The organism is Nitrososphaera sp. (assembly GCF_037447015.1).
Classification (GTDB): Archaea; Thermoproteota; Nitrososphaeria; order Nitrososphaerales; family Nitrososphaeraceae; genus Nitrososphaera.
This window is the reverse complement of the sequence record NZ_JBBIHK010000009.1, coordinates 13,520-35,110: the sequence shown is the minus strand read 5'-3', so window position 1 is coordinate 35,110 and position 21,591 is coordinate 13,520. Positions and strand designations below refer to the sequence as shown.

General features: G+C 57.9%; 23 protein-coding genes. 15 read left to right on the top strand and 8 right to left on the bottom strand.

The genetic code is table 11. The features are described 5' to 3' along the window. Window positions 1-4: 4 nt before the first annotated feature. Both WKI84_RS05165 and WKI84_RS05160 read left to right on the top strand, forming a co-directional pair. Entirely contained in the window at window positions 5-1,201 is a 1,197-nt protein-coding gene (locus tag WKI84_RS05165) for a hypothetical protein (protein ID WP_337862462.1), read from the top strand. Between the two features lie 34 nt (window positions 1,202-1,235). After that, a complete protein-coding gene (locus tag WKI84_RS05160; protein ID WP_337862461.1) occupies window positions 1,236-2,069 on the top strand; it encodes a tRNA (adenine-N1)-methyltransferase in 834 nt (277 codons plus the stop codon). A gap of 17 nt (window positions 2,070-2,086) precedes the next feature. On the opposite strand, the gene WKI84_RS05155 is transcribed toward WKI84_RS05160, so the two are convergent. Both WKI84_RS05155 and WKI84_RS05150 read right to left on the bottom strand, forming a co-directional pair. Then, window positions 2,087-2,650, bottom strand: a complete 564-nt coding sequence (locus WKI84_RS05155) for a DUF192 domain-containing protein (RefSeq protein ID WP_337862460.1) — start codon at window positions 2,648-2,650, stop codon at window positions 2,087-2,089. Between the two features lie 32 nt (window positions 2,651-2,682). Continuing rightward, the gene (locus tag WKI84_RS05150) at window positions 2,683-3,924 is read right to left on the bottom strand and encodes a helix-turn-helix domain-containing protein (protein ID WP_337862459.1); all 1,242 of its coding nucleotides are present in this window, start codon (window positions 3,922-3,924) and stop codon (window positions 2,683-2,685) included. Window positions 3,925-4,095: 171 nt separating this feature from the next. On the opposite strand from WKI84_RS05150, the gene WKI84_RS05145 reads away from it, so the two are divergent. The 3 genes from WKI84_RS05145 to WKI84_RS05135 all read left to right on the top strand — a co-directional run bounded on the left by WKI84_RS05145 (window position 4,096) and on the right by WKI84_RS05135 (window position 6,889). Further along, window positions 4,096-4,743 carry a hypothetical protein gene (locus WKI84_RS05145; RefSeq protein ID WP_337862458.1) on the top strand — a complete coding sequence of 216 codons (648 nt, stop codon included), beginning with the start codon at window positions 4,096-4,098 and terminating at the stop codon, window positions 4,741-4,743. 157 nt (window positions 4,744-4,900) lie between these two features. Continuing rightward, complete coding sequence (locus WKI84_RS05140) at window positions 4,901-5,536, top strand: hypothetical protein (protein WP_337862457.1); 636 nt, start codon at window positions 4,901-4,903, stop codon at window positions 5,534-5,536. 111 nt (window positions 5,537-5,647) lie between these two features. Beyond that, window positions 5,648-6,889: an AAA family ATPase gene (locus WKI84_RS05135; protein WP_337862456.1), complete on the top strand. Its 1,242-nt coding sequence runs from the start codon at window positions 5,648-5,650 to the stop codon at window positions 6,887-6,889. Here the strand turns inward: WKI84_RS05135 and WKI84_RS05130 are convergent. After that, window positions 6,876-8,174 (bottom strand): hypothetical protein, encoded by a 1,299-nt coding sequence (locus tag WKI84_RS05130; protein ID WP_337862455.1) that lies wholly within the window; start codon window positions 8,172-8,174, stop codon window positions 6,876-6,878. The genes WKI84_RS05135 and WKI84_RS05130 overlap by 14 nt on opposite strands. 66 nt (window positions 8,175-8,240) lie before the next feature. After that, window positions 8,241-8,732, bottom strand: a complete 492-nt coding sequence (locus tag WKI84_RS05125) for a hypothetical protein (RefSeq protein ID WP_337862454.1) — start codon at window positions 8,730-8,732, stop codon at window positions 8,241-8,243. An 88-nt stretch (window positions 8,733-8,820) separates the two neighbouring features. On the opposite strand from WKI84_RS05125, the gene WKI84_RS05120 reads away from it, so the two are divergent. From WKI84_RS05120 to WKI84_RS05110, 3 genes are all read left to right on the top strand, one after another. After that, window positions 8,821-10,239, top strand: coding sequence for a glycosyltransferase family 2 protein (locus WKI84_RS05120; protein ID WP_337862453.1), 1,419 nt, complete (start codon window positions 8,821-8,823; stop codon window positions 10,237-10,239). Window positions 10,240-10,351: 112 nt separating this feature from the next. Further along, window positions 10,352-10,693 carry a hypothetical protein gene (locus WKI84_RS05115; RefSeq protein ID WP_337862452.1) on the top strand — a complete coding sequence of 114 codons (342 nt, stop codon included), beginning with the start codon at window positions 10,352-10,354 and terminating at the stop codon, window positions 10,691-10,693. Window positions 10,694-10,901: 208 nt separating this feature from the next. Beyond that, the gene (locus tag WKI84_RS05110; protein WP_337862451.1) at window positions 10,902-12,212 is read left to right on the top strand and encodes a hypothetical protein; all 1,311 of its coding nucleotides are present in this window, start codon (window positions 10,902-10,904) and stop codon (window positions 12,210-12,212) included. A 9-nt stretch (window positions 12,213-12,221) separates the two neighbouring features. On the opposite strand, the gene ppa is transcribed toward WKI84_RS05110, so the two are convergent. Continuing rightward, the gene (gene ppa, locus WKI84_RS05105; RefSeq protein ID WP_337862450.1) at window positions 12,222-12,755 is read right to left on the bottom strand and encodes an inorganic diphosphatase; all 534 of its coding nucleotides are present in this window, start codon (window positions 12,753-12,755) and stop codon (window positions 12,222-12,224) included. 125 nt (window positions 12,756-12,880) lie between these two features. Between ppa and WKI84_RS05100 the strand changes: the two genes are divergently transcribed. From WKI84_RS05100 to WKI84_RS05080, 5 genes are all read left to right on the top strand, one after another. Continuing rightward, entirely contained in the window at window positions 12,881-13,534 is a 654-nt protein-coding gene (locus WKI84_RS05100) for a CDGSH iron-sulfur domain-containing protein (protein WP_337862449.1), read from the top strand. Window positions 13,535-13,593: 59 nt separating this feature from the next. Continuing rightward, a complete protein-coding gene (ileS, locus tag WKI84_RS05095) occupies window positions 13,594-16,857 on the top strand; it encodes an isoleucine--tRNA ligase (RefSeq protein ID WP_337862518.1) in 3,264 nt (1,087 codons plus the stop codon). Between the two features lie 56 nt (window positions 16,858-16,913). Beyond that, a complete protein-coding gene (locus WKI84_RS05090; protein ID WP_337862448.1) occupies window positions 16,914-17,123 on the top strand; it encodes a hypothetical protein in 210 nt (69 codons plus the stop codon). A 231-nt stretch (window positions 17,124-17,354) separates the two neighbouring features. After that, window positions 17,355-17,690 carry a hypothetical protein gene (locus tag WKI84_RS05085; RefSeq protein WP_337862447.1) on the top strand — a complete coding sequence of 112 codons (336 nt, stop codon included), beginning with the start codon at window positions 17,355-17,357 and terminating at the stop codon, window positions 17,688-17,690. Window positions 17,691-17,724: 34 nt separating this feature from the next. Further along, window positions 17,725-17,871 carry a hypothetical protein gene (locus WKI84_RS05080; RefSeq protein ID WP_337862446.1) on the top strand — a complete coding sequence of 49 codons (147 nt, stop codon included), beginning with the start codon at window positions 17,725-17,727 and terminating at the stop codon, window positions 17,869-17,871. Window positions 17,872-17,886: 15 nt separating this feature from the next. On the opposite strand, the gene WKI84_RS05075 is transcribed toward WKI84_RS05080, so the two are convergent. The 3 genes from WKI84_RS05075 to WKI84_RS05065 are packed head-to-tail and all read right to left on the bottom strand — an operon-like array spanning window position 17,887 to window position 19,205. After that, window positions 17,887-18,429: a dual specificity protein phosphatase family protein gene (locus WKI84_RS05075; RefSeq protein ID WP_337862445.1), complete on the bottom strand. Its 543-nt coding sequence runs from the start codon at window positions 18,427-18,429 to the stop codon at window positions 17,887-17,889. Window positions 18,430-18,469: 40 nt separating this feature from the next. Beyond that, on the bottom strand, window positions 18,470-18,781 hold the full coding sequence (locus WKI84_RS05070; RefSeq protein ID WP_337862444.1) for a sulfurtransferase TusA family protein: 312 nt from the start codon (window positions 18,779-18,781) through the stop codon (window positions 18,470-18,472). Window positions 18,782-18,809: 28 nt separating this feature from the next. Beyond that, on the bottom strand, window positions 18,810-19,205 hold the full coding sequence (locus WKI84_RS05065; protein ID WP_337862443.1) for a hypothetical protein: 396 nt from the start codon (window positions 19,203-19,205) through the stop codon (window positions 18,810-18,812). 57 nt (window positions 19,206-19,262) lie between these two features. Here WKI84_RS05065 and WKI84_RS05060 point away from each other — a divergent pair, with 57 nt between their 5' ends. Next, window positions 19,263-19,496, top strand: coding sequence for a zinc-domain-containing protein (locus WKI84_RS05060; RefSeq protein ID WP_337862442.1), 234 nt, complete (start codon window positions 19,263-19,265; stop codon window positions 19,494-19,496). Between the two features lie 247 nt (window positions 19,497-19,743). Continuing rightward, complete coding sequence (locus tag WKI84_RS05055; RefSeq protein ID WP_337862441.1) at window positions 19,744-21,573, top strand: thiamine pyrophosphate-dependent enzyme; 1,830 nt, start codon at window positions 19,744-19,746, stop codon at window positions 21,571-21,573. The last annotated feature ends 18 nt before the right edge of the window (window positions 21,574-21,591 follow it).

The following is a 21,591-nucleotide window of genomic DNA, read 5'->3' as shown; positions in this document are numbered from 1 at the left end:
TTCCATGAGGCGCAGCGGCTATGCGGCAATCGTCGTCATCATTGCTTCTGCAGCGCTCGTCGCCTCGTCGCTTGTCGTGGTGCCTTGGCTCTCTACAGGAGCCCTTGAGCAGCACGAGGCGCGCAGGATAGTCACTTTTCAATCAAAATACGATTATGACTCAAGGAAGCTGGTCTGGAGCGCCGGCCCGGTCAAGCTTGGCGCCCTGCGACCCGACGAGTCGGCCACTTTTCTGAGCCCCTTCAGCAAGGACATGGAGGTAGAATATTACCGGCTAAAGCTGGACAGGAGAGCCAGCTCTGACAAGATAGAGGAGTTTTTGCGCAAGTCAGAGGCATACTCTCGCTATATCCTGCTGAGGCTGCCAGAGTGGTTGGGCGGCAAGGAAGATCAAGTCTCATCATACAGGGCGTACAGCGCGCTTGCGATCTCGAACAGCTGCGTGGCGAGGTACTGGGGACAGGACAGGTGGGCAATTGAGGACCCCTGCCACGGCGACAGGTACCGGCCGTGGGACGGCCTTGTGGTGGAAGGCCCGGCGGCAGTCGGCGTGTACAGCCACAGCGCGGTCGACAGGGCAAGGCCGGTGGCCCTTGCCGACATCGACCTTGGGGTCGACGAAAAGGGATACCTCGTGGCATTCAAGCCCGACCCAGCCAGGAACGGCTCCGTGGGGGCGGGAAAAACCATAGACGTGGACAGCAGCACGCAGGCCATGCTTGCTGCAGCCAGCAAATACGCCGGCTACGACCTGCCGTTTCCGGCCAGCGTTCTTGGAATGCGCCTGGCAAAAATCACGCCTGCCCACATCCAACCCGTTGCCGCAACAGGTTACCATTCAGCGCAGTTTTTCTCGGCCACCTACTACTCTGACCCGGGCTTTGGATATGGCATGGTGGAAATGACCGCATACCCCGTCGACCAGTTCCCAGAACTTGTGCGGGGTTCGTCGCCTCTTAACATGACCGCTGCAAAGGCGCTGGCCGGCTTTGACCCGTTCATGCGGGAAGTCCGGGCCGGGCCCGGCGTTGCCGGCGGCCAGCATGGCTATCTGTATGCAAACGAGAGCGGCGACTATGCCGTCGCTGCGGTGCTTGGCGAAAAGAGCGGAACGGCGTGGTTCGTTGCAGCGAGGGCGTCAGGAACCGACGCGCAGGACAGGGCGGCTGCCGCAGCGGCAAAGAGCATAAAGCTAGATTGATTTTTATCTAGAGTCGGTTGCTGCCACATGTATATTGAAGATACAGGAAGGCTCGTACGTCCTCCTATTCCATACGCCGCGCAAAAAATGGCTGACCAAGGTCACCGCAGACAAAAAGATCCACACCCACCTGGGGGTCATCGACGTGGGCGCCACCGTCGGCATGGAGTACGGCTCGGTCATCAGGACGACGGAGGGCAAGGTGATCTTTCTCCTCGAGCCCACCATTCACGATTTTATCATGAAGTCCGAGCGCCGGACGCAAATAGTCTACCCAAAAGACCTGGGCTTTATCGCGGCAAGGACGGGCATGAAGAATGGCTCCAAGATACTGGAGGTAGGCACCGGGAGCGCGGCCACAGCAACGTTCTTTGCAAGCATCGTCAAGCCGGACGGGCACGTGTACAGCTACGACGTCAACCCTGATTTCATGGAGATCGCCAAGCGCAACTTGGAAAAGGCCAGCATGGCCGATTACGTCACGCTGAACCACCATGACCCGCACCTCGGAGTCGAGGAGAGGGAGATGGACATTGCCATCGTCGACCTTGGCGACCCCTGGACGGTGCTCGACCAGGTGCACGACGCCCTGAAGGGCAGCGGGGCGTTTGTGGCCATCTGCCCGACGATGAACCAGATAGAAAAGACGGCGACAGAGCTGAAAAAAAGCGGCTATGCCGACATCGAGACAGTCGAGCTTTTGATAAGGGTGATGGAGGCAAGGGAGGGCATGACCCGGCCTTCGATGCGCATGATCGGGCACACCACGTACCTGGTGTTTGCAAGAAAGGTGCAAAAGAAGGCCCATACAATTGACGAGCAGGCCGAAGAAGGCGACGAGGAAGAAAGAGAAGGGCCGGAAGAATAAAGAGGATGGCCGGTTTTTTACTGGCCCAGCTCGAACTCGGCCTGCATCCCTACAGTAACGTTGTGGCGCTCTGTAAATCCTGCGACCGTCTCTAGCACATACAGCGCGTTCCTGTCCGGCGTGTACGTCTTGCAGTCAAGGACGTTTGGGCACGGCTGCAGGTTCTCTTCAATGTGGACCACCTTTTTGTCGCTGCCGAGCCAGATGATGTCTATCGGGAACTTCATGCCGTTCATCCAGAACCCGTGCTGGGCCTCTACCTCCATCGGAAAGAGCATCGCCTCAGTCTCGGTCATGTTGTCCCTGACGCCAAGGCCGAGGCCCTTTTTCTGGCTCGTGTCTGCAATGTCTGCCAACAGCCTGACGCCGCCGATCTCGACGATGGTCTGGTTGTAGCCCAGCAGGCCGCCGACCCTCTGTATGGGGGCGGTAGTAGTAGAATTTTCGCCCCCGTTGCCGCCGATGCTGTTGTTGTTATTATTGTCTATTGGAGGGGTGACGGGTGGCAGGAGCATGGCAGTCACAAGAGCTACTGCCGCTGCGATGCCGCCGGCGATGGCGGCTGCGACTATTGTCCGCATATACGACGCCCAAGAGTTGCCGCTTTCGCTATTTATGCGATTGGCCGGGCGAGCCTGACGTGTGCAAGCTGCGGGCTGGAGCGGGACTGCATCATTATGCGCGGCTCGTTGCCTGCCCTGCGGAAATACGATGCCACGACCACTGCCCAGGGCAGGACGTGCCTGCCACCGTCGGCCCTGAGACTGATTATGTTGTTGCCCCTGTCGTGCCTGACGCTCCCTCCCACTCCCTGGCAGCTTATCTTGAGCGCCGAGTCGACCAGATCAAGCAGGTCGCCGGCCCCCATGCCTGCAAGTTTCAGCCCGTACTTTTTCTCTATCACGTCCAAAAGATCGGAAGAGGACGGATCCTCGTTGTTGACGGCGTATTCGAGCATGTGCGAAGCAAGGCCGTTGTCCACCGCCCTTGCAAGCTCGAGCGCCTTTGAGGCGACTGCCGGCTGCGCCTCAAGCACCTGCTTCAGCTCTGCCGCCCTCGCCCAAGCCTCCTCAAACACCTTGGCCTGCAGCGTGCCATACGCGTCGAGCGCGGCAAACAGAGCGGCCTTGCCGTTGCTCGGGTCTATGGACACCATGTGCGCCGCGTCCACCATTATGAGGTTTGACTGGATTATTGCGTCAGCCGTTGCCATGCGGAGCTCTATGCCGTCCGGCAGGAAGGACAGGCTCTCGCTCCCGACGCACCTCGGGTCGATGATGAACCGTATGCGCGCCCCGCTGGTCACGGCCTTGACCAGGTGCGGCTTGCACTGCGATGCAAGGCGCAGGCCCCACGCGTCAAGCGTGGCCGCTATGGACGACCTTGCGCCGGCAAGCAGGCTCCCCACCTTGGGCAGCGCCGAGTCGGCGTCGAGTATAAAGTAGCGCCGCTCCTCGGAGCCCTTGGGCCTCTGGCCCTCGTCGCTCAGCTTTTGCAGGCGCTCGACTATTCTTTTCATGTTCTTGACGCGGCGCTCGTGAAGGCCGACTATCTCGCCAAACGCCTCCTCCGGGGGTATCGCGCTGCAGATCAGCGGTTTTTGCTTCGACACGACTGCCAGGCGCTTTTTCTCCAGCTTTTTCACCGTCTGGTAGACCTTGGTGCGCGGCAGATTGGCGTAATAGGCAAGGTCGCTTGCTGCCAGCGAGCCCCTCCCAAGCATGGTGAGGTACGCATGGGCCTCGTATTTCGAGAGCCCAAACTCTTCGAGGCTTGAAGGCAGGTCGGCGGCAGTATTTGTAGTGGTCGTTGTTGTTGCTACGCTGGCAACGCTGTCCGCAGCTACGGCTGGCACGCCGACTTTAGCTGGAAAGGAAAGGTAAAACGGTTGGTCAAACAGTTTGTGCCGGTGCCAGAAAAAATGTCAAGCTGTTTGTTACCGCGTGCCCGTGTTACCGCGGTGACAGCACTTTCAGGCACACAGGTCGTATTATTGGATCGCAGGGAGCACCGGCACGTAAACAACATGACTGCATCAAAGTGGGTCAAATCAGAATCAGTTGTTACCGATGATGACTTTGTTTCCAACGCTGCTACGGCAACAGCAACGCCCCGGCCCGGCGGGCCGCTGAGGCCCCGGATAGAGGCCGTGCAAAAGAGGCTCGAATCCCATCTGGCGCGGCTGGACTCGCTCCAGTCCGACCTGAAGGCAAGGGACGGCGAGACGTTCCGCCGCCTGATGGCCGCCATAAAGGAGAGCAACGCCCAGTACTCGACGGTGCTGTCGGCCGAGCTTGCAAGGGCCCGGCAGGTGAGCAGGGTCGTTGCCACCGCCAGGGCGGCGCTTGAGCGGATACACGTAAAGCTGTCGTCCGTCTCGGACTTTGGCGACCTTGTCATCGTGCTTGCGCCGGCGATGGCTGTCGTCAAGAACGTGAGGTCGTCGCTCACCCCGTGCGTGCCAGAGATGGAGCAGGAGCTTGGCGTCATATCAGAGATGCTGTCAGGCATCCTGGTTGACGCCGGCCAGGTGGGCGGCTACACGATCAATTTCGAGACTGCAAACGAGGAGGCCGTCCGGCTAGTCGAGGAAGCGGCGTCGGCCGTCGAGCAAAAGATGAAGGAGGAGTTTCCGGGCATCCCGGATGTCCCGATGGTCCCCAAAGCCGCCTAGCGCTTTTATAATGTGGCTGTCCTGCGCTAGGCGGCCCCTCCCCACTGCACCATCATCGCTGCCGCTTTGATGGTGGCAGAGGCTAGCTAAAAACCCAACATCTTTTGACCCCGCCCTTTTTCGTGTTTTGCGCCTAGTCTGCCCCGGACTAGTCTGCTTGCTTTTCAAAAGGGAAGGAGGAGCATCCTCTGTCAGGGAGAGGGCGACCGTAGCCCTTGCAAACCTCCAGCGGAACGCATACGCGATGGGCGTGCTCCGCTCCAGGATAGAGTCGCGGATAAATTTCATCCTTAGCGAGAGCGCCGGCGGCAAAAGCGGCAATGGCGGCGAGTACCAGGAGCTTGCCCGGGTGCTGGAGCTTGTAAAGAACAGTGAGCTGATACTCAACGAGCTGTCCGGCAAGATCGAGTCGGCGCGCTTTTTGGAAGAATTCATCACGATAATCGACTCTGCCGCGTCCTCGGTGAGCGGGATAAAGGGGGACGTCGAGAGCCTAGTGCCGGTGGCCGAAAACGCCCTGCAAGAGATGCACGACGCCATATCAAGGATATCCGGCGGCCTCTATACCGAGCCGGTGCAGCCCGAGGTGCAGCAAAAGATACTGGACGAGGCGGAAAGGGCCGCCACCGCTGCAGCAGAAGGGGAGAAGAGGCCATCGCCGGCCGCGGCAGTTATCGTTACCGCTATTGCTGCCAAGCCTGCTACTAGCGCACAACAGCAGCAAAAGGAAGGAGCCGGGCGCCCCGGGGCAGCAGGAAAAGAGGGAGAGCCTCAAGAGGCCGAGCTGGCCTAGCTGCCAGATGATTGTGACGGGCAGGTGCAAAACTTTTCGCCAGCCGGGCAAGATAGATTTACACCAAGGTAATTCAAACGCATAACCAATTTCTGCTAGAGCTGTTGATTTATGAGTCTCGCACCCCAAGAACTTGAAAATAGCGCTAGCAAGTATGCAGCCGAGGCGATCAAACTCGATTCCCAGGGCTCGCGCGGTATGGCCATCCAGTCGTACCAGCGGGCCATCGAGGCGTTGGTCAAATTGGTCCAGATCTACCCTGATTACAAGCTGAACAAGGTCTACATGGAGCGCGCAAACGCCTACCAGAACAGGATAAAGGCGCTCCAGATGTCCCACGGCCTTGACGACGACTCGCCTGCGCCGGCCGAGAGTGCCAGCGCCGGTGGAAACGGCAGGAGCGAGCCGGCAAACGGCAAATCGGGCTCTTCTCACTCCGGCGGCGGCAAGTCATCGGGCAACGTCGAGACTCTGAAAGCAGACTTTGACGACCTCGTTATGAAGGACAAGCCCAAGGTGAGCTGGGACGAGGTTATAGGCCTCGACGACGCCAAGAGGGCCATCCGCGAATCCATAGTCTACCCGATGAAGAGGCCAGACCTGTTCCCGCTCGGCTGGCCCCGCGGGATACTGCTCTACGGGCCGCCTGGCTGCGGAAAAACGCTGCTTGCAGCAGCTGCTGCGGCAGAGATTGACGGCTACTTCATCAACGTCGACGCCGCGTCGATGATGAGCAAGTGGCTCGGCGAGGCGGAGAAGAACATATCGAAGCTGTTCAAGATGGCCCGCAGCCTCAACGAGAACGAGGGCGTGCCGGTCCTGCTCTTCATAGACGAGATCGATTCTCTCTTGGGCCAGCGCAACAGCGAGGTCGGGGGCGAGGTGAGGGTAAAGAACCAGTTCCTGACCGAGATGGACGGCATCAACGGCAAGAGCAAAGAGTCGCAGCTCTACGTAATCGGCGCCACCAACAAGCCCTGGAGCCTCGAGGCAGGCTTTTTGCGCAGGTTCCAGAAGAGGATCTATGTCACGCTGCCGGACAACGCGTCGCGCACCAACCTCTTCAGCCAGTACACAAAGCCGCTGAACACGGAGGGCAGCCTGAAGATAGAGGAGCTTGCCAAGATAACGGAAGGCTACAGCGCAAGCGACGTCAAAGATATTTGTCAATCGGTGCAGCTGCGCGTGGTAAACGAGCTGTTCGAGAGCGGAAAGGCGATGGAGGCAGGCGCAAACCCGAGGCCGGTCGGCAACAATGACTTTAAGGAGATACTGAAAATCCGCAAGCCGTCAGTCAGCGTCGACATGATAAGGGCGTACATGCGCTGGAGCGACCAGTTCAAGGCGCTCTAGCTGCCGACTCTTCTCCTTCTCTTTCATTTTCCTCCCTTTTTACATCCGTCATCATCTTTTGCTCTTCCAGCCAAGCCTGCAGCGCCGGATTGTTCTGGTACAGGGGCGGGTACTCGGTCGAGTCTGCAAGCACGCGCTGGCCCTCGCCTGTCAGCCACCTTGCAAAGTCCATCGCGGGGCTGCCGCTGGTAGTGGCATTATTGTTGCTGTTGCTGCTGGTGTCAACCGCCGCGTAATAGAATCCTACCGCGGGATACGAGATGCTTCTGGTATTATTGTTGCTGTTGCTGTTGCCTGGTTGCTGTTGCGATGGTGGCGCCGGCGGTGGTGGTAGTGACGGCATAGCCACCTCGGGGGGCGTGCCCTGCCCGAGCGTAGTTCTGTTTGCTATCGCGCTTGCTATGGACTCTGTCGAGGGCAGGACGTACTGGCCTGATGAGCCGTCTTGCAGCGCGGCGTAGGTCATGCGGGTCTGGACCGCAAAAACGAAATCGACGTACCCGACAGAGTACGGCGTCTGCCGTACGGTAGTCGAAAGCACGTCGGCCGAGCCTGCCGGCACGCTGCTGCCGGGCCAGTCTATGCGACTATTATTGCTGCCGCCGTTCATGTATCTTTCCAGGAGCAGCGTCGCGCTGCCGGGGTAGCCCTCACGCACGACTATTATGGGCTTGTCCGGAAGCGAGATGTCCGGGTTCAGCTGCGAAATCCGAGGGTCGTTCCAGCTCGTCGCGTTGCCCGACATTATCGCCCCTGTCACAGTAGAGTTGAGCCGCAGGCCCGAGGGGACGTCTGGAAAGCCCGGTATGTTGTACACTATGGCGACTGCGTGGGGGCTGACCGGCAGCAAAAGCACGGTCGCGTTACCTTGAGGAGGCGGCAGTGGCTCCCGCTGGCGAAGAAGCAGGCCGGTCACTGCCACGTCTGCCGAGTGGCTCTGCAAAAAGCTGCCATAGTCCGCATAGGCTGACATGGCGCGCACGTCGTCCACCGCTTCTGCGTAGCTGACCTGCACCGTCGCCTCCCTGCTGGCATTGCTGTTGTAGGCGGCGACCCACCTTTCGACGAACGGAAATGCAGAGGGGGCGGAAACGACCTTTACCACCGGCGGCGGGCGCGGGACGACGGGCGGCGTAACGGTGCCGCTGTTGTTATTGCCGCCGCCGTTCCGGGGCGGCTCTACCTGTGGCCTTTCCTGTGTTACCGACCATATGATGAGCGGAGTCGCCATCAGGGCGACGACTACAGAAGCCAGTAGGGCCAGCTTGGCCCTGCTCCTTGCCATTACTGGCTCTATTGCTGGCAGGATTTTAACGACTTACTCATACTACTATTACTGCTGTTGTTGTTATTACTGCTCATCCGCAGCCATGCTCTTGACCGTCATGTAATAGAGGAACGACGCTGCCGCAAAGAGCAGCGGGTACCACCAGACGACGCCGTAGAACGAGAGCTGGAGCGGCGTCATCACGTCCTTGGGCCACTCGCCAAACAGCACGAAATAGAACATGTCTTCGAGCCATATGAAATTGAGCATGTTGCCCGTCCCCCACGTAAGCGCCTGCTTTTTGAGCATGTTTGCAGACCTGAAAAAGAGCACGTCGAAAAAGGGGTTGAACGAGATCAGTACTGCAAGCAGCATCATGAGCACGTGGTAAAAGTACAGCTGGCCGACGAGGTGGACGCCAAGCGGATAGGCAAGGATGCTGATTCCAAGCGGGCTTGTCAGCAGCGTGTGCTCTATTATCCCGTAGATCATGGCAAAGATGAACACGGACACGGCCGACGTGAAGTTGATGGCCTTTATGGAGAACTGCCTTCCAAATATGCCCGCCCGGAACATGCGCCCCTGACTTGTACCACGGCATCCCTTTTATCTCTCTCCGCGCGTCCTGCATGACTCTTTTAATTCATTACAGTATACTTTACCGGTGTTTGACAGTCCGCTTGTTATACTGGCCATGTTCTTTTGGCTCTCCTATGTCCCGATCGCCGCAATACAGCTGTTCCGGCTGATAACCAACAGGAAGGTCTTTGTCGATAAAGACCCCGGCAAGGCGACTGTTGCAGCAGCAACAACAACAGCAGTAGTAGCCCACAATCACAGCACTACCAACAACAGCAATAGCAACAATAACAACAACGTGGACGCCACGGTGATATTCCAGATAACAACGCGGTCTGCCACAAGGACGCCGGTGGTGCGCCGCGGCATCGAGTCGGTTATCGAGTCGGCGCACGTGACTGGCTTTCACAACTACCAGGTGTCAGTCGTCACGGACGACCCGGAAGACGAAAGGACGCTTGGGGACATCAGGTGCGAAGTCGTAATCGTGGACAAGGGCTACCAGACGGACGCGATAAGGAAGGGCAGGGCGCTCCAGTACGCGGTCGAGCACCGCCGCCGGCAGGGCAAAAACACGAAAAAATACTGGATATTCCACATGGACGACGAGAGCTATGTCACGCCGCAGACCGTTCTGGCGGCCCTGAAGTTCATCAAAAAAGGCCGCGGCGTGGCGTCGGAAGGGCCCATCTTTTATCCTCTGAAATTCGAGTCTGCAAGCCGGCTGACCGCGATCGCCGAGTCGATAAGGCCGTTTGCCTGCTATGACTGCGTATCGCAGATGACGCACCCGCCGCCCCTGCATATGCACGGGAGCAACCTGCTGGTGCGCTCTGACGTGGAGGACGCAATCGGCTGGAAGTTCGGTCCGACGCTTGCCGAGGACCAGATGTTTGGCTTCAAAGTCTACGAGAAATACGGGCCAGGCTCGATGGGCTGGCACGGCGGGATGCTTCTGGAGCAGCCGCCACTGAACATACGTGATCATTTTTTCCAGAGGCGCAGGTGGGTGCTCGGCACGATGCAGAACATGGACAAGTTCCCGGCGCTGCACCGCTTCAAGCTGATGTACAAGTCGGTGACCTACTTTCTTGGGTTTGCGTCGGCAGTCGCGTCGACCTTTATAATGCTGTCAAACTACATACCGGCCGCGCTGTCGCCGGCGTCAAGCCTCGCTGCGTTCGAGGCAGAGGTGCGCAGCTTTTCAATCGCAAACGAGCTTGCGACCACCACTCCACTTGAGATTGGCACAGGCGCGGTGCTCCTGTTCACGTCCATAGTGTGGCTTGCGTCGTACCAGCTTGGCCTGTATCTGAACCTGAAATATTCGGGCATAGGATGGAGAAAAAAGGTCTCGCTCCACTTCCAGACGCTCCTCCTGAGCCCTGTGGTGGGTCTGGTAGAGACGTTCCCTGCATTCTGGGCCATGATAGAATACCAGCTAAAGAAAAAGAAAGAGCCCCAAAAAGTGCAGACCTACGACTTTTACGTGGTCAACAAATGAAAGAAGAGGAAGAGGCCGTTTCGACAACGCACAAATAGAATGATCGGGCCTGTATGCTACTGTGATGAAGGCGGCAGCAGTACGGCCGACCCTAATCCTGCTACTGCTTGCGATGACAGTGGCAGCAGCCGGATTATCGTTTTTAGGCGTTGCCATTATCATCATCAATCCCGCGTCAGCCCAGACCGAACCGCCAAAGCCCACCTCTGATCAGCTTGAGGAATGCAAATCCCTTGGAATCAGGCCCGAAAAATGTTCGGAGCAGGCGATCCTGAGCAAGCGCTGCCTTGGCGGGCCGGGCGCGCCGTGCGGCGGCAGCGGCGTCAACATCCCGATCGATGTCAACATGAACCTGATACCAATTTATCTCGGGATAGCCGGCGCGTTTGTTGCCGGCGTTCTCTACGTAAAGAAGGCAAGCAGGTGGCGGCGGGGCAAGGCCAACGTCCGTTAGCAGCGTTCATGGATGTTTTCTTCATAAATCTTTTATCGCCTGGCAGCTCCCTGCCCTCTTGTTGAGTAAGATTCTGGCGGCATTGCTGGCAGCTGCGATATGCCTTGCAGTTTTGCCGGCCTCTGGAGCATCTGCTGATGAGGGGTATCCGCTCAATCTGTCGGCTCCAACACTAGTCTCTGCCAGCTCTGGCATAAGACCTGTCAGGGTGGGCGACGGAAATATGTTCATAATTACGAACGCCAAGAACAGTTCCGGCGAGCCGGTCAGCGCGGTATTTGTGGTGCAGGTGACAGACAGGCACGGCTTTACGGAATCTATCAGTCTCCAGAATGCAACTCTTGCTGCCGGCGCCGAAGTGAATGTAGGGGCAGCTTGGATGCCGCAGTCGGCTGGGGTCAGCCTGGTCGACGTGTTTGCAGTAGATAGTATTAATTCCCCGCACACCCTATCAGCAAAATCTGGGCAGCTTTTTGACGTAACAGAAGGCACGACCGTGATAGCAATCAAAGGACGTTACGAGCCTGCCGGGGTTACAGTCGTGATCGGCTACAACAACACCGTAACTTGGGTCAACGAGGACAGCCGCCCCCGCTACGTCAGGGCAGACAACATCAACGATTCCGGCTTTGCCGACGCTGTCAGGCACCGTGGCAAGCTGGAACCCGGCGGCTCGTTTTCATACACTTTCAGAGAGCCGGGCGTTTTCGGCTTTCACGAAGACACAATGCGGGGAACGGTCACTGTGTTGCCCGATCCGTACGAGGGCTATGAGAGCATGGAAGACGAACGCGACACGTCAGTCGAACTGGAAATGTACGGAGATGTCGACCCGGACCTTTCAGGCCATTTCCTCAAGGGACATGTGCTTGACAGCGTAGGCAGGCCCATCGCTCACGGCAACGTTGACATTGCCGTGAACGGCGTGTACATGGGGAATGCGACGACCAACATTGACGGATGCTTTGAATTCAACAGGTGGCAACCAAGGTTGCTATCGGGGCAGAAAGAGGCTGCAATAAAGGAGGGTTACAAATTCTCACTCGATCTACAGGTGATTGCAAGGTATACTGGAGACGGCAGCCATTTCTGGAGCCAAAGTTCTGCAAGCTCGCAATGGTATTTCCGGTATCCTCCTATGCCGCCGGCGCAATACGAGATGTCGGTCAGCGGAGGAAATTACACGAGGATCGGCGATACCGTTTCCGTCGTCCAGGGCGGCGAATCCGACATGATCGTGCAAGTCAGGTCTTATTTGCCGCAGTACGATCTAGACAAGATGTCTTTTTCTATATCCCGGCTGCCATGCGCGGTTTCAGCCGACGTATCGAAAGGCAGCTCTGAGGTGACGACAGAAAAAGCCGGCCAGTTCGAGATAACCTTGAGCGCGCAGGATTATACCACGCCAGGCAAGTATGTCATCTACATAGAACAGGACCTATCGAAGAACAGAAACCCCTACGTCACGCAACGGCAGCTTGATAGGTTCTGGCTGGAAATACTGCCGTCGCAAAAATGATGGAGCGAGCTACTGCTCTGCCTTGTAGCGCTCCATCGCTTCCTTGATCTTGGCCCTGGCTGCCGCCGCGTCCTTCCAGCCAGTCACCTTGACGTACTTGCCCTTTTCCAGCTCTTTATAGTGCTCGAAAAAGTGCTTGATCTGGTCCTGCACGTGCTGCGGGACGTGCTGTATGTCCTTGACGTTTGAAAACGCCGGGTCGATCTTGGCGACCGGGACTGCGACGACCTTGGCGTCCTCGCCCTCTTCGTCGGCCGTGATGAGCACGCCCACCGGGCTTGCCCTGATCACTGCCGTCGGTATTACGGCGTCCTCGCCAAGCACCAGCACGTCGACGGGGTCGCCGTCCTTTTCCTTTGTCTGTGGGACAAAGCCATAGTTGCACGGGTAGAACATGGCTGTAAAGAGCTTGCGGTCGACGAACAGCGCGCCGCTCTCCTCGTCGATCTCGTACTTGATGTTGCTGCCCTTTGGTATCTCGATTACGACGTTTATCTCTTCCGGCGGGTTCTTGCCTGCCTTGACCGTGTCAACAAGTGCCAATTTTATCGAGCTTTACGCAAGCGCTGCTAAAGATATAATCCTATTGTTAGAGTAAGCAAAGACAGCGCAGGTAAGCCGGCCCTTACTTCTCTGCTTAAGTAATGCCCCTTTGCATATGCTGTATCGTGGCAAAAATAGTCCCTGCGCCAAACGGACCCCTTTACTACATTAGCGACCCCGAGCCTTCAGTCGTTGAAAACCTCGTCGGCCCGACCGGCGAGCCGCTAAAGACGGTGAAAAAGGTCGCGCTCTGCCGCTGCGGCCAGTCAAGGAGCAAGCCCTTTTGCGACGGCTCGCACATTGCCGCCGGCTTTAGCGACAAGAACGAGCAGAGCCAAGACTCGCCGCCTGACAGGCGCAAGGACTATGTCGGCAAAAGCATCACCGTCCACGACAACAGGGCCATCTGCGCGCACGCGGCAGAGTGCCTACGCAGCCTGCCTGCCGTGTTCAGGCTCGGTGAGAGGCCGTGGATGAACCCCGACGGGGCCGACGTGCAAAAGGTGATCGAGACCGTCAGGAAATGCCCGTCTGGCGCACTCTCGTATTCGATAGACGGCGTTGAACACAGAGACAACAACGACGGTCTGCCTCCGATGATAAAGGTGCTAAAGAACGGGCCGTACCACGTCACTGGCGGCGTCGAGCTGGCGGGAGCAAAGTGGGCGCAGGGCGCTTCCAAAGAGCACTATACGCTCTGCCGCTGCGGCGCATCCGGCAACAAGCCGTTCTGCGACGGGACGCATCGCCAGATAATGTTCCGGGACGACGGCCAGTAAAGAAGAGAAAAGAAGCAAGCCAAAGATATAAACGGGCCACGCGACGGCATTGCCCGTTGATGGAGTTTAACGCCCGTTTCGACGCCAAGGCGATCGAAAACGAGGTCAGGCAGTTCCTCGACAAGACGGACCTGAAAGGGATGCTCGAAAACGAGCTGACAGGAAGGCCGCTTGTGGGTTACATTGAGGGCCCGCCCACCATGAACGGCGAGCCGCATGCCGGCCACCTGCGCGGCCGGGTCATCAAAGACCTCTGGTACCGCTTTAACACGCTGCAAAAGAAAAAGGTCATCTTTCGCGCAGGCTGGGACACGCAGGGGCTACCCGTCGAGCTGGCGGCCGAAAAGGAGCTTGGCCTGACCGGGAGCAAGGCCGAGAACATCAGCAAGGTAGGCATCGAGAAAATCGTCGAGACGTGCAAAAAGCTGATCCACTCGTACAACGAGAAGTGGGTGGCTATGGACGGCCTGCTCGGCATGTCTTTCAACTACGACAGGGCGTACTGGACCTACAAGGACGAGTACATCGAGCGCGAGTGGCAGGTACTGAAAAAAGCGTGGGAGGGCAACGTGCTCACCGAGTGGTACCGCGTTGTCGCCTACTGCCCGTCGTGCCAGACGTCGCTTTCAAACGCAGAGGTGAACCAGGGCTACGAGACTGTCGAGGATCCTTCCTTCTATTACAAGGTCAGGCTGGCAGACGAGGACGCTTTTCTCATCGTCTGGACCACGATGCCTTTCACAATAGTCACCGACGAGATGGTCGGGGTCAACCCAGCCGCAAAATACTCGTACGTCTGGGTCACAAAGGACACGGCGCAGGGAGGCGAGCGATGGGTGGTGGGCTCTGACAGGCTGGCCGAGCTGATGAAAGAGCTCCGCATCGAAGACTACAGGGTCGAAAAAGAAGTGATGGGCAAGGAACTTGACAACCGCCATTACATCCATCCGCTGTTGCACCTGATACCGGGGCTTGCCGAACTTGCCAGCACGGGCTCTATCCACTTTGTGGTGGCAGAGGATTTCGTCGACACTGCAACCGGGAGCGGGCTTGTGCACCTGTCGCCGGCAAACGGCGAGGAAGATTTCGAGATAGCGCACAGGCGCAACGTGCCCATTTTCGTGCCGATAGACGACCGCGTCATCTTTACAGAAAAGGCAGGCGCGTTCAAGGACCTGTTTGTCAGAGACGCCGACATGAAGGTCTTTGAGGCGATGAAGGCGGCCGGCGCTTCTGTCAAGATGGGCCGGATAAAGCACCAGTACCCGACGTGCTGGCGCTCCCACCACAAGGTGGTGTGGCTTGCCCGGCGCGAGTACTTTTACCTCATCGACCGCCTCGGCAGCAAGCCCGTTGATTCGGCGCAAAAGGTGGACTATTTCTTTGAGCAGCCCAAGAACCGCTTTTTAGAAATAATCAAGGAGCAGCACCCGTGGTGCATATCACGCGAGCGCGTCTGGGGCACCCCGTTGCCGGTATGGTCCTGCGCCAAGTGCGGCAACAAGGAGCCTCTCTTTACAAGGGCAGAGATTGTAAAGAGGGCCATCGACCTCCCGGACGGCCCGGACTTTGAGCTCCACCGTCCGTGGATAGACAGGATAAAGATAAAATGCAGCAAGTGTGGCGCCGACATGCAGCGCGAGGCGTTCGTGCTTGACACGTGGCACAACTCTGGCGCCGCGCCGTACGCCTCTCTCACCGACTCGGAATACTCGGACCTCGTACCTGCCGAGTTCCTGACGGAGGGCATCGACCAGACGAGGGGCTGGGCCTACACGCTCCTGATGGAAGGCGTGATAATGAAGGGCGAGAGCCCGTACCGCTCGTTCCTGTTCCAGGGACACGTGCTTGACGAAAAGGGCGGCAAGATGAGCAAGAGCCTTGGGAACGTGCTTGACGCGCGCAAACTGCTGAGCGAGCACCCCGTCGATCTGGTGCGCCTGTACTTTATGTGGAAGTCGTCGCCCATCGAGGCCCTGAATTTCAGCCTGGATGAGATGAGGACCCGCACGTACCAGATCCTGAGCACGCTCCACAACCTCCACGTCTATTTCAGGCAGAACAGCGAGTTCGACAGGTTCGACGGGGAAAAGCACACGCTGGAATGGGTCCTTGCAAACAACCTGGCAAGCCCGACAGAGGTTTGGCTGCTTGCCAAGATGCAGCGGCTGATAGCAGAGGTCACAGACGCATTTGAGCGGTGCAGGTTCCACGAGGGGGCAAAGGCCATCGACGGCTTTATCATCAACCACCTCAGCCAGACCTACGTCCCGCTGACGCGCAACGTGATATGGGACGACAGCGCCGAGAACCTCGACCGCCGCCTGGCAGTGTACGCGGTGCTGGGCCACGTGCTTGAAAAAATCGACATCATGCTGCACCCGCTGTCTCCGTACATCACCGAATATTTGTACCAGACGTGCTTTGGCGGCCGCAGCAAGAAAAAGAGCGTGCTTTTAGAGACGTGGCCAGAACCTGACAGCCGGCTTGAAAACGCCGAGGTCGAGTCTGCATTTGACATGATAAAAGAGGTAGTCTCGCTTGCAAACGCGGCGCGCAACTTTGCCAGCCTGAAGCGCAGGTGGCCGGTTGAAAGCGCCATCATCTGCGGCACAGAAGCAGAGCTGGGCCCGCTGCGGGTGGCCGGCGTCGCCGACTCGCTCAAAGGCCAGCTCAACGCCGAGCAGTACCGGATGGTCAAGATAGCAGCAGCTGGCACGGGCTCGCAGCTGGAAAAGGTGGGGAGCCTGCTTGCCGAGAAGATGCCAATTACAGTAAACATCGCGCTGGTGAGAAAGGCCGTCGCGCCCCGGGTCAAGGCAGACATTAACGCCGTGGTGCAGGCTTTTGAAAGCATCCCTGACAAGCTGGCGATCATCTCTTTGCTGCAAAAGGACGGAAAATACGTCCTTTCCTACAACAACAACGACGACAACAACAAGTCAGTCGAGCTGTCGCCTTCCGACCTTGACATCACCTACAAGGCAGCAGAGGGCTACTCGATGGCAGAGCGAGGCAACCTGATCGTGTTCGTCTCGACTGCCCGGGACAAGGGCCTGATAGCCAAGGGCCTTTTGCGCGACTTGGCGCGGAACCTGCAGCAGCTGCGCAAGGAGAGGCAGTACAACCCGACAGACATTCTTGCCGCCGCGTACGTGGCTGGCCTTGACGACGAGGAAACTGCGGCGCTGTCTGCCATGAAGGACGAGATGACATACCTGGTGAGGGTAAAGGCGGCCGTGCTGTCCAAAGAGCCGCTTGACGGGGTCAACTACAAGCGGGTCGACATCGACGGGCGAGAGTTCAAAGTGTCCGTGGAATAACAGAAAGAGAAGAAGAGACACCGTTTAAAGGGCGGAAATGCGCGTCTTCTTGCGCCGTGCCAGAGACCCTGTGCCGCAGCTGCGGGACGGAACTTCGACCAAAATCGTCGTGCGAGCTGTGCGGAGTCACGCTCAACATGGTCTGCCCCGGATGCGGCAACTTTACAGACGATATGGTGCACCTTGACTGCGTGCTGGCCCGCAGGCTCCTGGCGCTTTCCTCCTCTTCCTCATCGTCGTCAATGACGACGACAGCAGCAGGATAAAAGAATAAGCCGCGGCGCGGATGAAGAAGATGAAAAAATAATTAACCAAAGTGTATGCAGTTTTGCTGCTATATTGTAATATCCTCCAGCCGGCTTTTTCCCGTCATTCGGGGGAGCTAGGAGCACACATTCTAGCAGTACTGGCAAGTATGGATAAAGAAACCTTTACCGCCAGGTCAACAGGCGTTGCCATACGATCCTATATAGACAATTCAGCGGCATTATCTGCGATTGACCAACGAGCAGGTAACCCTTGACAGCTGGGTCCTTGACAAGCTCAGAGAAAGGCTGCGCAGGGCGTCCATCATTGCCACGAGGACCGGCAGGCCCGTCGTGCTGTACCGCCACACCATAGAGGAGACGGACGGCGCGGCAGAGGAGGAGGTGGCGACGGTCAACGAGCAGTACGTGGTCGTGCAGGTTATAACGCACGGCGGGTTCATACCGCCCAATTTCCAGCAGCAGTACGTGTTCACGTTCGAGCAATTTCCAAAATGGATACTGAAGAGGAGCAACGAGTTGCTCGCCGCGTGCCTCGAAAGCCTGGACCAAGAGATAGCAGACTAGTTCAAATATTCCTGCCCGTGATACTAGTAGCCATATGGCCAAGTATGACGGCATAAAGGGTCAGGAGCTTTTGGACGTGGAAGAGACCAAGAACGAGATAACGCTGATCTTCAAGGACAACAGGTACCTCTTTGTCAAGGTGCAGAACGGACAGCTGGTGATAGACTCGGTACCCGAGTAATGGCAATAAAAGAAATTATTTTCTGCTATTGTTGTTATTCTGCAGGTATTTCTGGTACATCGTTATCGCCCACTCCTGCACCTCCGACTGCACCGAGCCGGGGCGCATGGCGCGAACCTTTTCTATCGACTCTTGCGGCGCAAGACCATGCTTTTTCATGAAATAGGCCGCAAGTATGACGCCGGTCCTGCCCTTGCCGGCTGCGCAGTGCACCATCACGGGCCGGCCGCGGCCTATCTCGCCGTCGATGAAGTCGACTGCCCTGTCAATTTCTTCGGGCGACGGCGCGTCAAAGTCGTCCACCTGCAGGTGCATGTAGCCCATCATCGCTTCACTATTGCCATTGTTGCCGTTGTTGTCTATCCAGTCGGCTGGCAGCGCCACTTCGCGCACGGTGACTATGGACCTGACGCCCTGCGCCACCACCCAGTCGAATTCCTGCCTGCTTACCGGCAGGCCCGAGCCTGCCAGCTTGCCGTCCACCACCCAGCCAAAATTGGTGGGCCTGTCCGACGCGATGCTCCTTGCGCGCCTGTACATGTCGCCTAGCCGGGTCAACGGCCGGGGATTTGTAATAGAAGCTTATAATGCTAACTAGCTATTTTTTGGTGATACGCACTTTCCAGAGGCCCTTGCCCTCTTCCAACACGGCAAAGTCCCACTTTCTGCGCTGGCACACACTCGGTATTGACTCGAGCGCCGACTCGCCGCTGTCAGTTATGACCTCGATGGTCTGGCCCGCCTTGAGCTGGGTGAGCGCCTTGACCGCCTCAAACGAGGGGTACGGGCACGCCATGCCGCGTGTGTCGACCGACTTGGTGATGACCTCTTCTTTTTCCAGCTGTGCGCCGGCAGCAGCGGTTGCAGTAACTTGGCCGGCCGCGGCCTTGTCCTTTTGTTGCTGGTGCATTTTTTCCAGCACAGAATTGCCAAGATCGTTATATAAACACGACCATCGCGCCCTTTTTGGCCGCAGGGAGGGCGGCGTTGAGGAACCCGATCACGTCCTCAAATTCCACGCCCTGTTCGAGGCTGCTCCTCGTTACGCCCATCTGGTGCAGCATCTCTTTTGACGGGCCGCACGCGGTGACTGCGACGCCCCCGTCTATGGCGTCACGGAGGTATTTGGAAAGCGGAGGGGCGCCGGGCATAGTTATCTTGTCGGCCCCGCCCTTTTTCACTATCTCCAGGGCCCCCATCGTGCAGTACAGCTTGCATTTCGTCCCCATGGCCACGCTTCCCAGAGCGAGCGCTAGGGCAGAATAGGCCCTTCCAGGCTCGTTTGACAAAAGCACGATGTGGACCTCTTGCGGCTCTTCTTCTCCTTCAGGCATATACTGTAACTCTTTTTGGCGGCAAAAGATAAAGCTGTCTATCTGCGTGGATGTTGGATGCAGGGTGGCAAAAAGCAGATATTCTCGGCTGCAGACAATACAGGCGTGGTGCTGGAAGCCAAGTGCCCCCGCTGCGCAAGGAAGGCGCACGTGGACGACGACATGGAGAACGTCAAGTGCGCCAGCTGCGGCTACTCGGCCACCTATGACGAGTACATCGAGGTGATGAAGGGCAGGGCGGTCATGATGGCAGACGATTTCCAGATGAACTGGGACAAGAACCCGTTCTGAGAAAAAGGATTACCATGTGCTGCCTTTATCCGAACAGTCTTCGTGAGCCCCGCAGTTTGGGCAGATCAGGTGGCATGCCTGCATGTGCTTCATCTCAAAGCCGCACCGTAGGCATTCTCTTGCTTTTTCCTGTCCTGCCGCTTCCAACGCAGCTGCCATTGGCATATCTTGTTTTTAACCGTTTCATGATGCCTCTGCTAATAAAATAGCTGGTTATGCTTATTGGCAAGTTGCGGTAAAACATTGCATGAAAACAGCCGACATCATAGCCGAGTCGCTGCTCGACTGGGGCGTCGATACCATTTTCGGGCTGCCCGGGGACGGCATCAATGGTTTCATCGAGGCCCTGCGCCAGAGGAGCAGCAGGATCCGCTTTGTATTGGTAAGACACGAAGAGTCTGCGGCGTTCATGGCGTGCGCCTACGCAAAATACACGGGCAGGCTGGGCGCCTGCGTCGCCACATCCGGGCCGGGCGCCATCCACCTCCTTGCAGGGCTTTACGACGCCAAGGCAGACGGCGCGCCCGTGATTGCGATCACGGGCAGCACCTACTCGGACATGATGGGCTCCAGCTACCAGCAGGATGTCGACCTGAGGCAGCTGTTCTCAGACGTATCAGTCTATAACAACATGATAAACAGCCCCGAGCACGCCGAGATGGCAGTCGACATTGCCTGCCGGAGCGCGCTGGCAAAAAAGGGTGTAAGCCATCTTACGATCCCGATAGACGTGCAGGAAAAAGAGCTGCACGGCGAGTATTCACGCCACAAGGTGCCCGGCCACACATCGGACGCCTTTGTGACTGCGGCCATGCCTGACCCTATTCTTTTGCGTCAGGCTGCAGACATTCTCAACGCCGGCAGAAAGGTGGTGGTGCTTGCAGGCCAGGGCGCGCTTGGCGCCACCGACGAGCTGATAGCGGTTGCAGACAGGCTGGGCGCGCCCGTGGTAAAGGCGCTGCTCGGCAAGGCCGTAGTGCCGGACGACCACCCGCTCTGCCTTGGGGGCATCGGGCTGCTCGGCACGTCGCCTTCAAGCGACGCGATGGCAGAGGCTGACACCCTTTTGATGGTCGGCACCTCCTTTCCATACATCGACTACCTGCCAAGGCCGGGGCAGGCAAGGGGCGTGCAGATAGACCTCTTTGCAGAAAAGATAGGGCTGCGCTACCCTGTCGAGGCGGGGCTCGTCGGCGACGCCAGGTTGACGCTGTCTGCCCTGCTGCCGCTTTTGCAGGAAAAAAGCGACAGGCGCTTTTTGAAGGGCAAGCAGGCGGCGATGAACGACTGGAACGGCCTGATGAAAGAGCGCAGCAGCCGCACTGATATTCCAATGAAGCCGCAGGTGATAGCGGCAATAGTCTCTGAGGAGCTCGAAGACGACGCCATAGTGTCAGTCGACAGCGGGACAAACACCATCTGGGCCGCGCAGCACATCTACCTGCGGCGCGGGATGAAGTTTTCCCTCTCTGGCACGCTTGCCACGATGGCCGCCGGCCTGCCCTATGCGATTGCGGCCAAGATAGCGTTCCCGGAGAGGCAGTCCGTGGCGTTTGTGGGCGACGGCGGCTTTTCCATGCTGATGGGCGAGTTTGCCACGGCAGTGAAATACAAGCTGCCAATCAAGGTCGTGATCGTGAAAAACAACTCGCTTGGCATGATAAGGTGGGAGCAGCTGGCCTTCCTTGGCAACCCCGAGTACGGAGTCGAGTTTGCGCCCATAGATTTTGCCAAGTTTGCAGAGGCGTGCGGGGCCGCAGGATATTCGATCTCCGACCCGCGCGACGCGCGCTCGGTGGTGAGGGAGGCAATGGCAGTCGACGACCGACCCGCAATAATAGAGGCAGTCGTCGACCCGTTTGAGCCCCCGATGCCACCAAAGGTGGCGCCGTCTTTTGTCAGCAACCTGGCCGAGTCGTTTGCCAAGGGGCAGCCCTACGCAAGCAGGATAGGGCTGACCATATTCAGGGACCAGGTGCACGAGGCGCTACGCAGGATGCACAGCCATCACCACGGCGGGCACGAAGAAGGAGGAGCAGAAGAAAAGAAAGAAGAAGAAAGGCAAGCCAAACGTTAATTAAATCCAAAAACGCGT

What these genes read in the sequence shown, in the direction of transcription:
- WKI84_RS05165 (WP_337862462.1), top strand. Translation starts at nt 5, where the DNA reads ATGAGGCGCAGCGGCTATGCGGCAATCGTCGTCATCATTGCTTCTGCA.
- WKI84_RS05155 (WP_337862460.1), bottom strand. Translation starts at nt 2,650, where the DNA reads ATGCGGACAATAGTCGCAGCCGCCATCGCCGGCGGCATCGCAGCGGCA.
- WKI84_RS05145 (WP_337862458.1), top strand. Translation starts at nt 4,096, where the DNA reads ATGACTGCATCAAAGTGGGTCAAATCAGAATCAGTTGTTACCGATGAT.
- WKI84_RS05135 (WP_337862456.1), top strand. Translation starts at nt 5,648, where the DNA reads ATGAGTCTCGCACCCCAAGAACTTGAAAATAGCGCTAGCAAGTATGCA.
- WKI84_RS05130 (WP_337862455.1), bottom strand. Translation starts at nt 8,174, where the DNA reads ATGGCAAGGAGCAGGGCCAAGCTGGCCCTACTGGCTTCTGTAGTCGTC.
- WKI84_RS05125 (WP_337862454.1), bottom strand. Translation starts at nt 8,732, where the DNA reads ATGTTCCGGGCGGGCATATTTGGAAGGCAGTTCTCCATAAAGGCCATC.
- WKI84_RS05115 (WP_337862452.1), top strand. Translation starts at nt 10,352, where the DNA reads ATGACAGTGGCAGCAGCCGGATTATCGTTTTTAGGCGTTGCCATTATC.
- ileS (WP_337862518.1), top strand. Translation starts at nt 13,594, where the DNA reads ATGGAGTTTAACGCCCGTTTCGACGCCAAGGCGATCGAAAACGAGGTC.
- WKI84_RS05080 (WP_337862446.1), top strand. Translation starts at nt 17,725, where the DNA reads ATGGCCAAGTATGACGGCATAAAGGGTCAGGAGCTTTTGGACGTGGAA.
- WKI84_RS05070 (WP_337862444.1), bottom strand. Translation starts at nt 18,781, where the DNA reads ATGCACCAGCAACAAAAGGACAAGGCCGCGGCCGGCCAAGTTACTGCA.
- WKI84_RS05065 (WP_337862443.1), bottom strand. Translation starts at nt 19,205, where the DNA reads ATGCCTGAAGGAGAAGAAGAGCCGCAAGAGGTCCACATCGTGCTTTTG.
- WKI84_RS05060 (WP_337862442.1), top strand. Translation starts at nt 19,263, where the DNA reads ATGCAGGGTGGCAAAAAGCAGATATTCTCGGCTGCAGACAATACAGGC.
- WKI84_RS05055 (WP_337862441.1), top strand. Translation starts at nt 19,744, where the DNA reads ATGAAAACAGCCGACATCATAGCCGAGTCGCTGCTCGACTGGGGCGTC.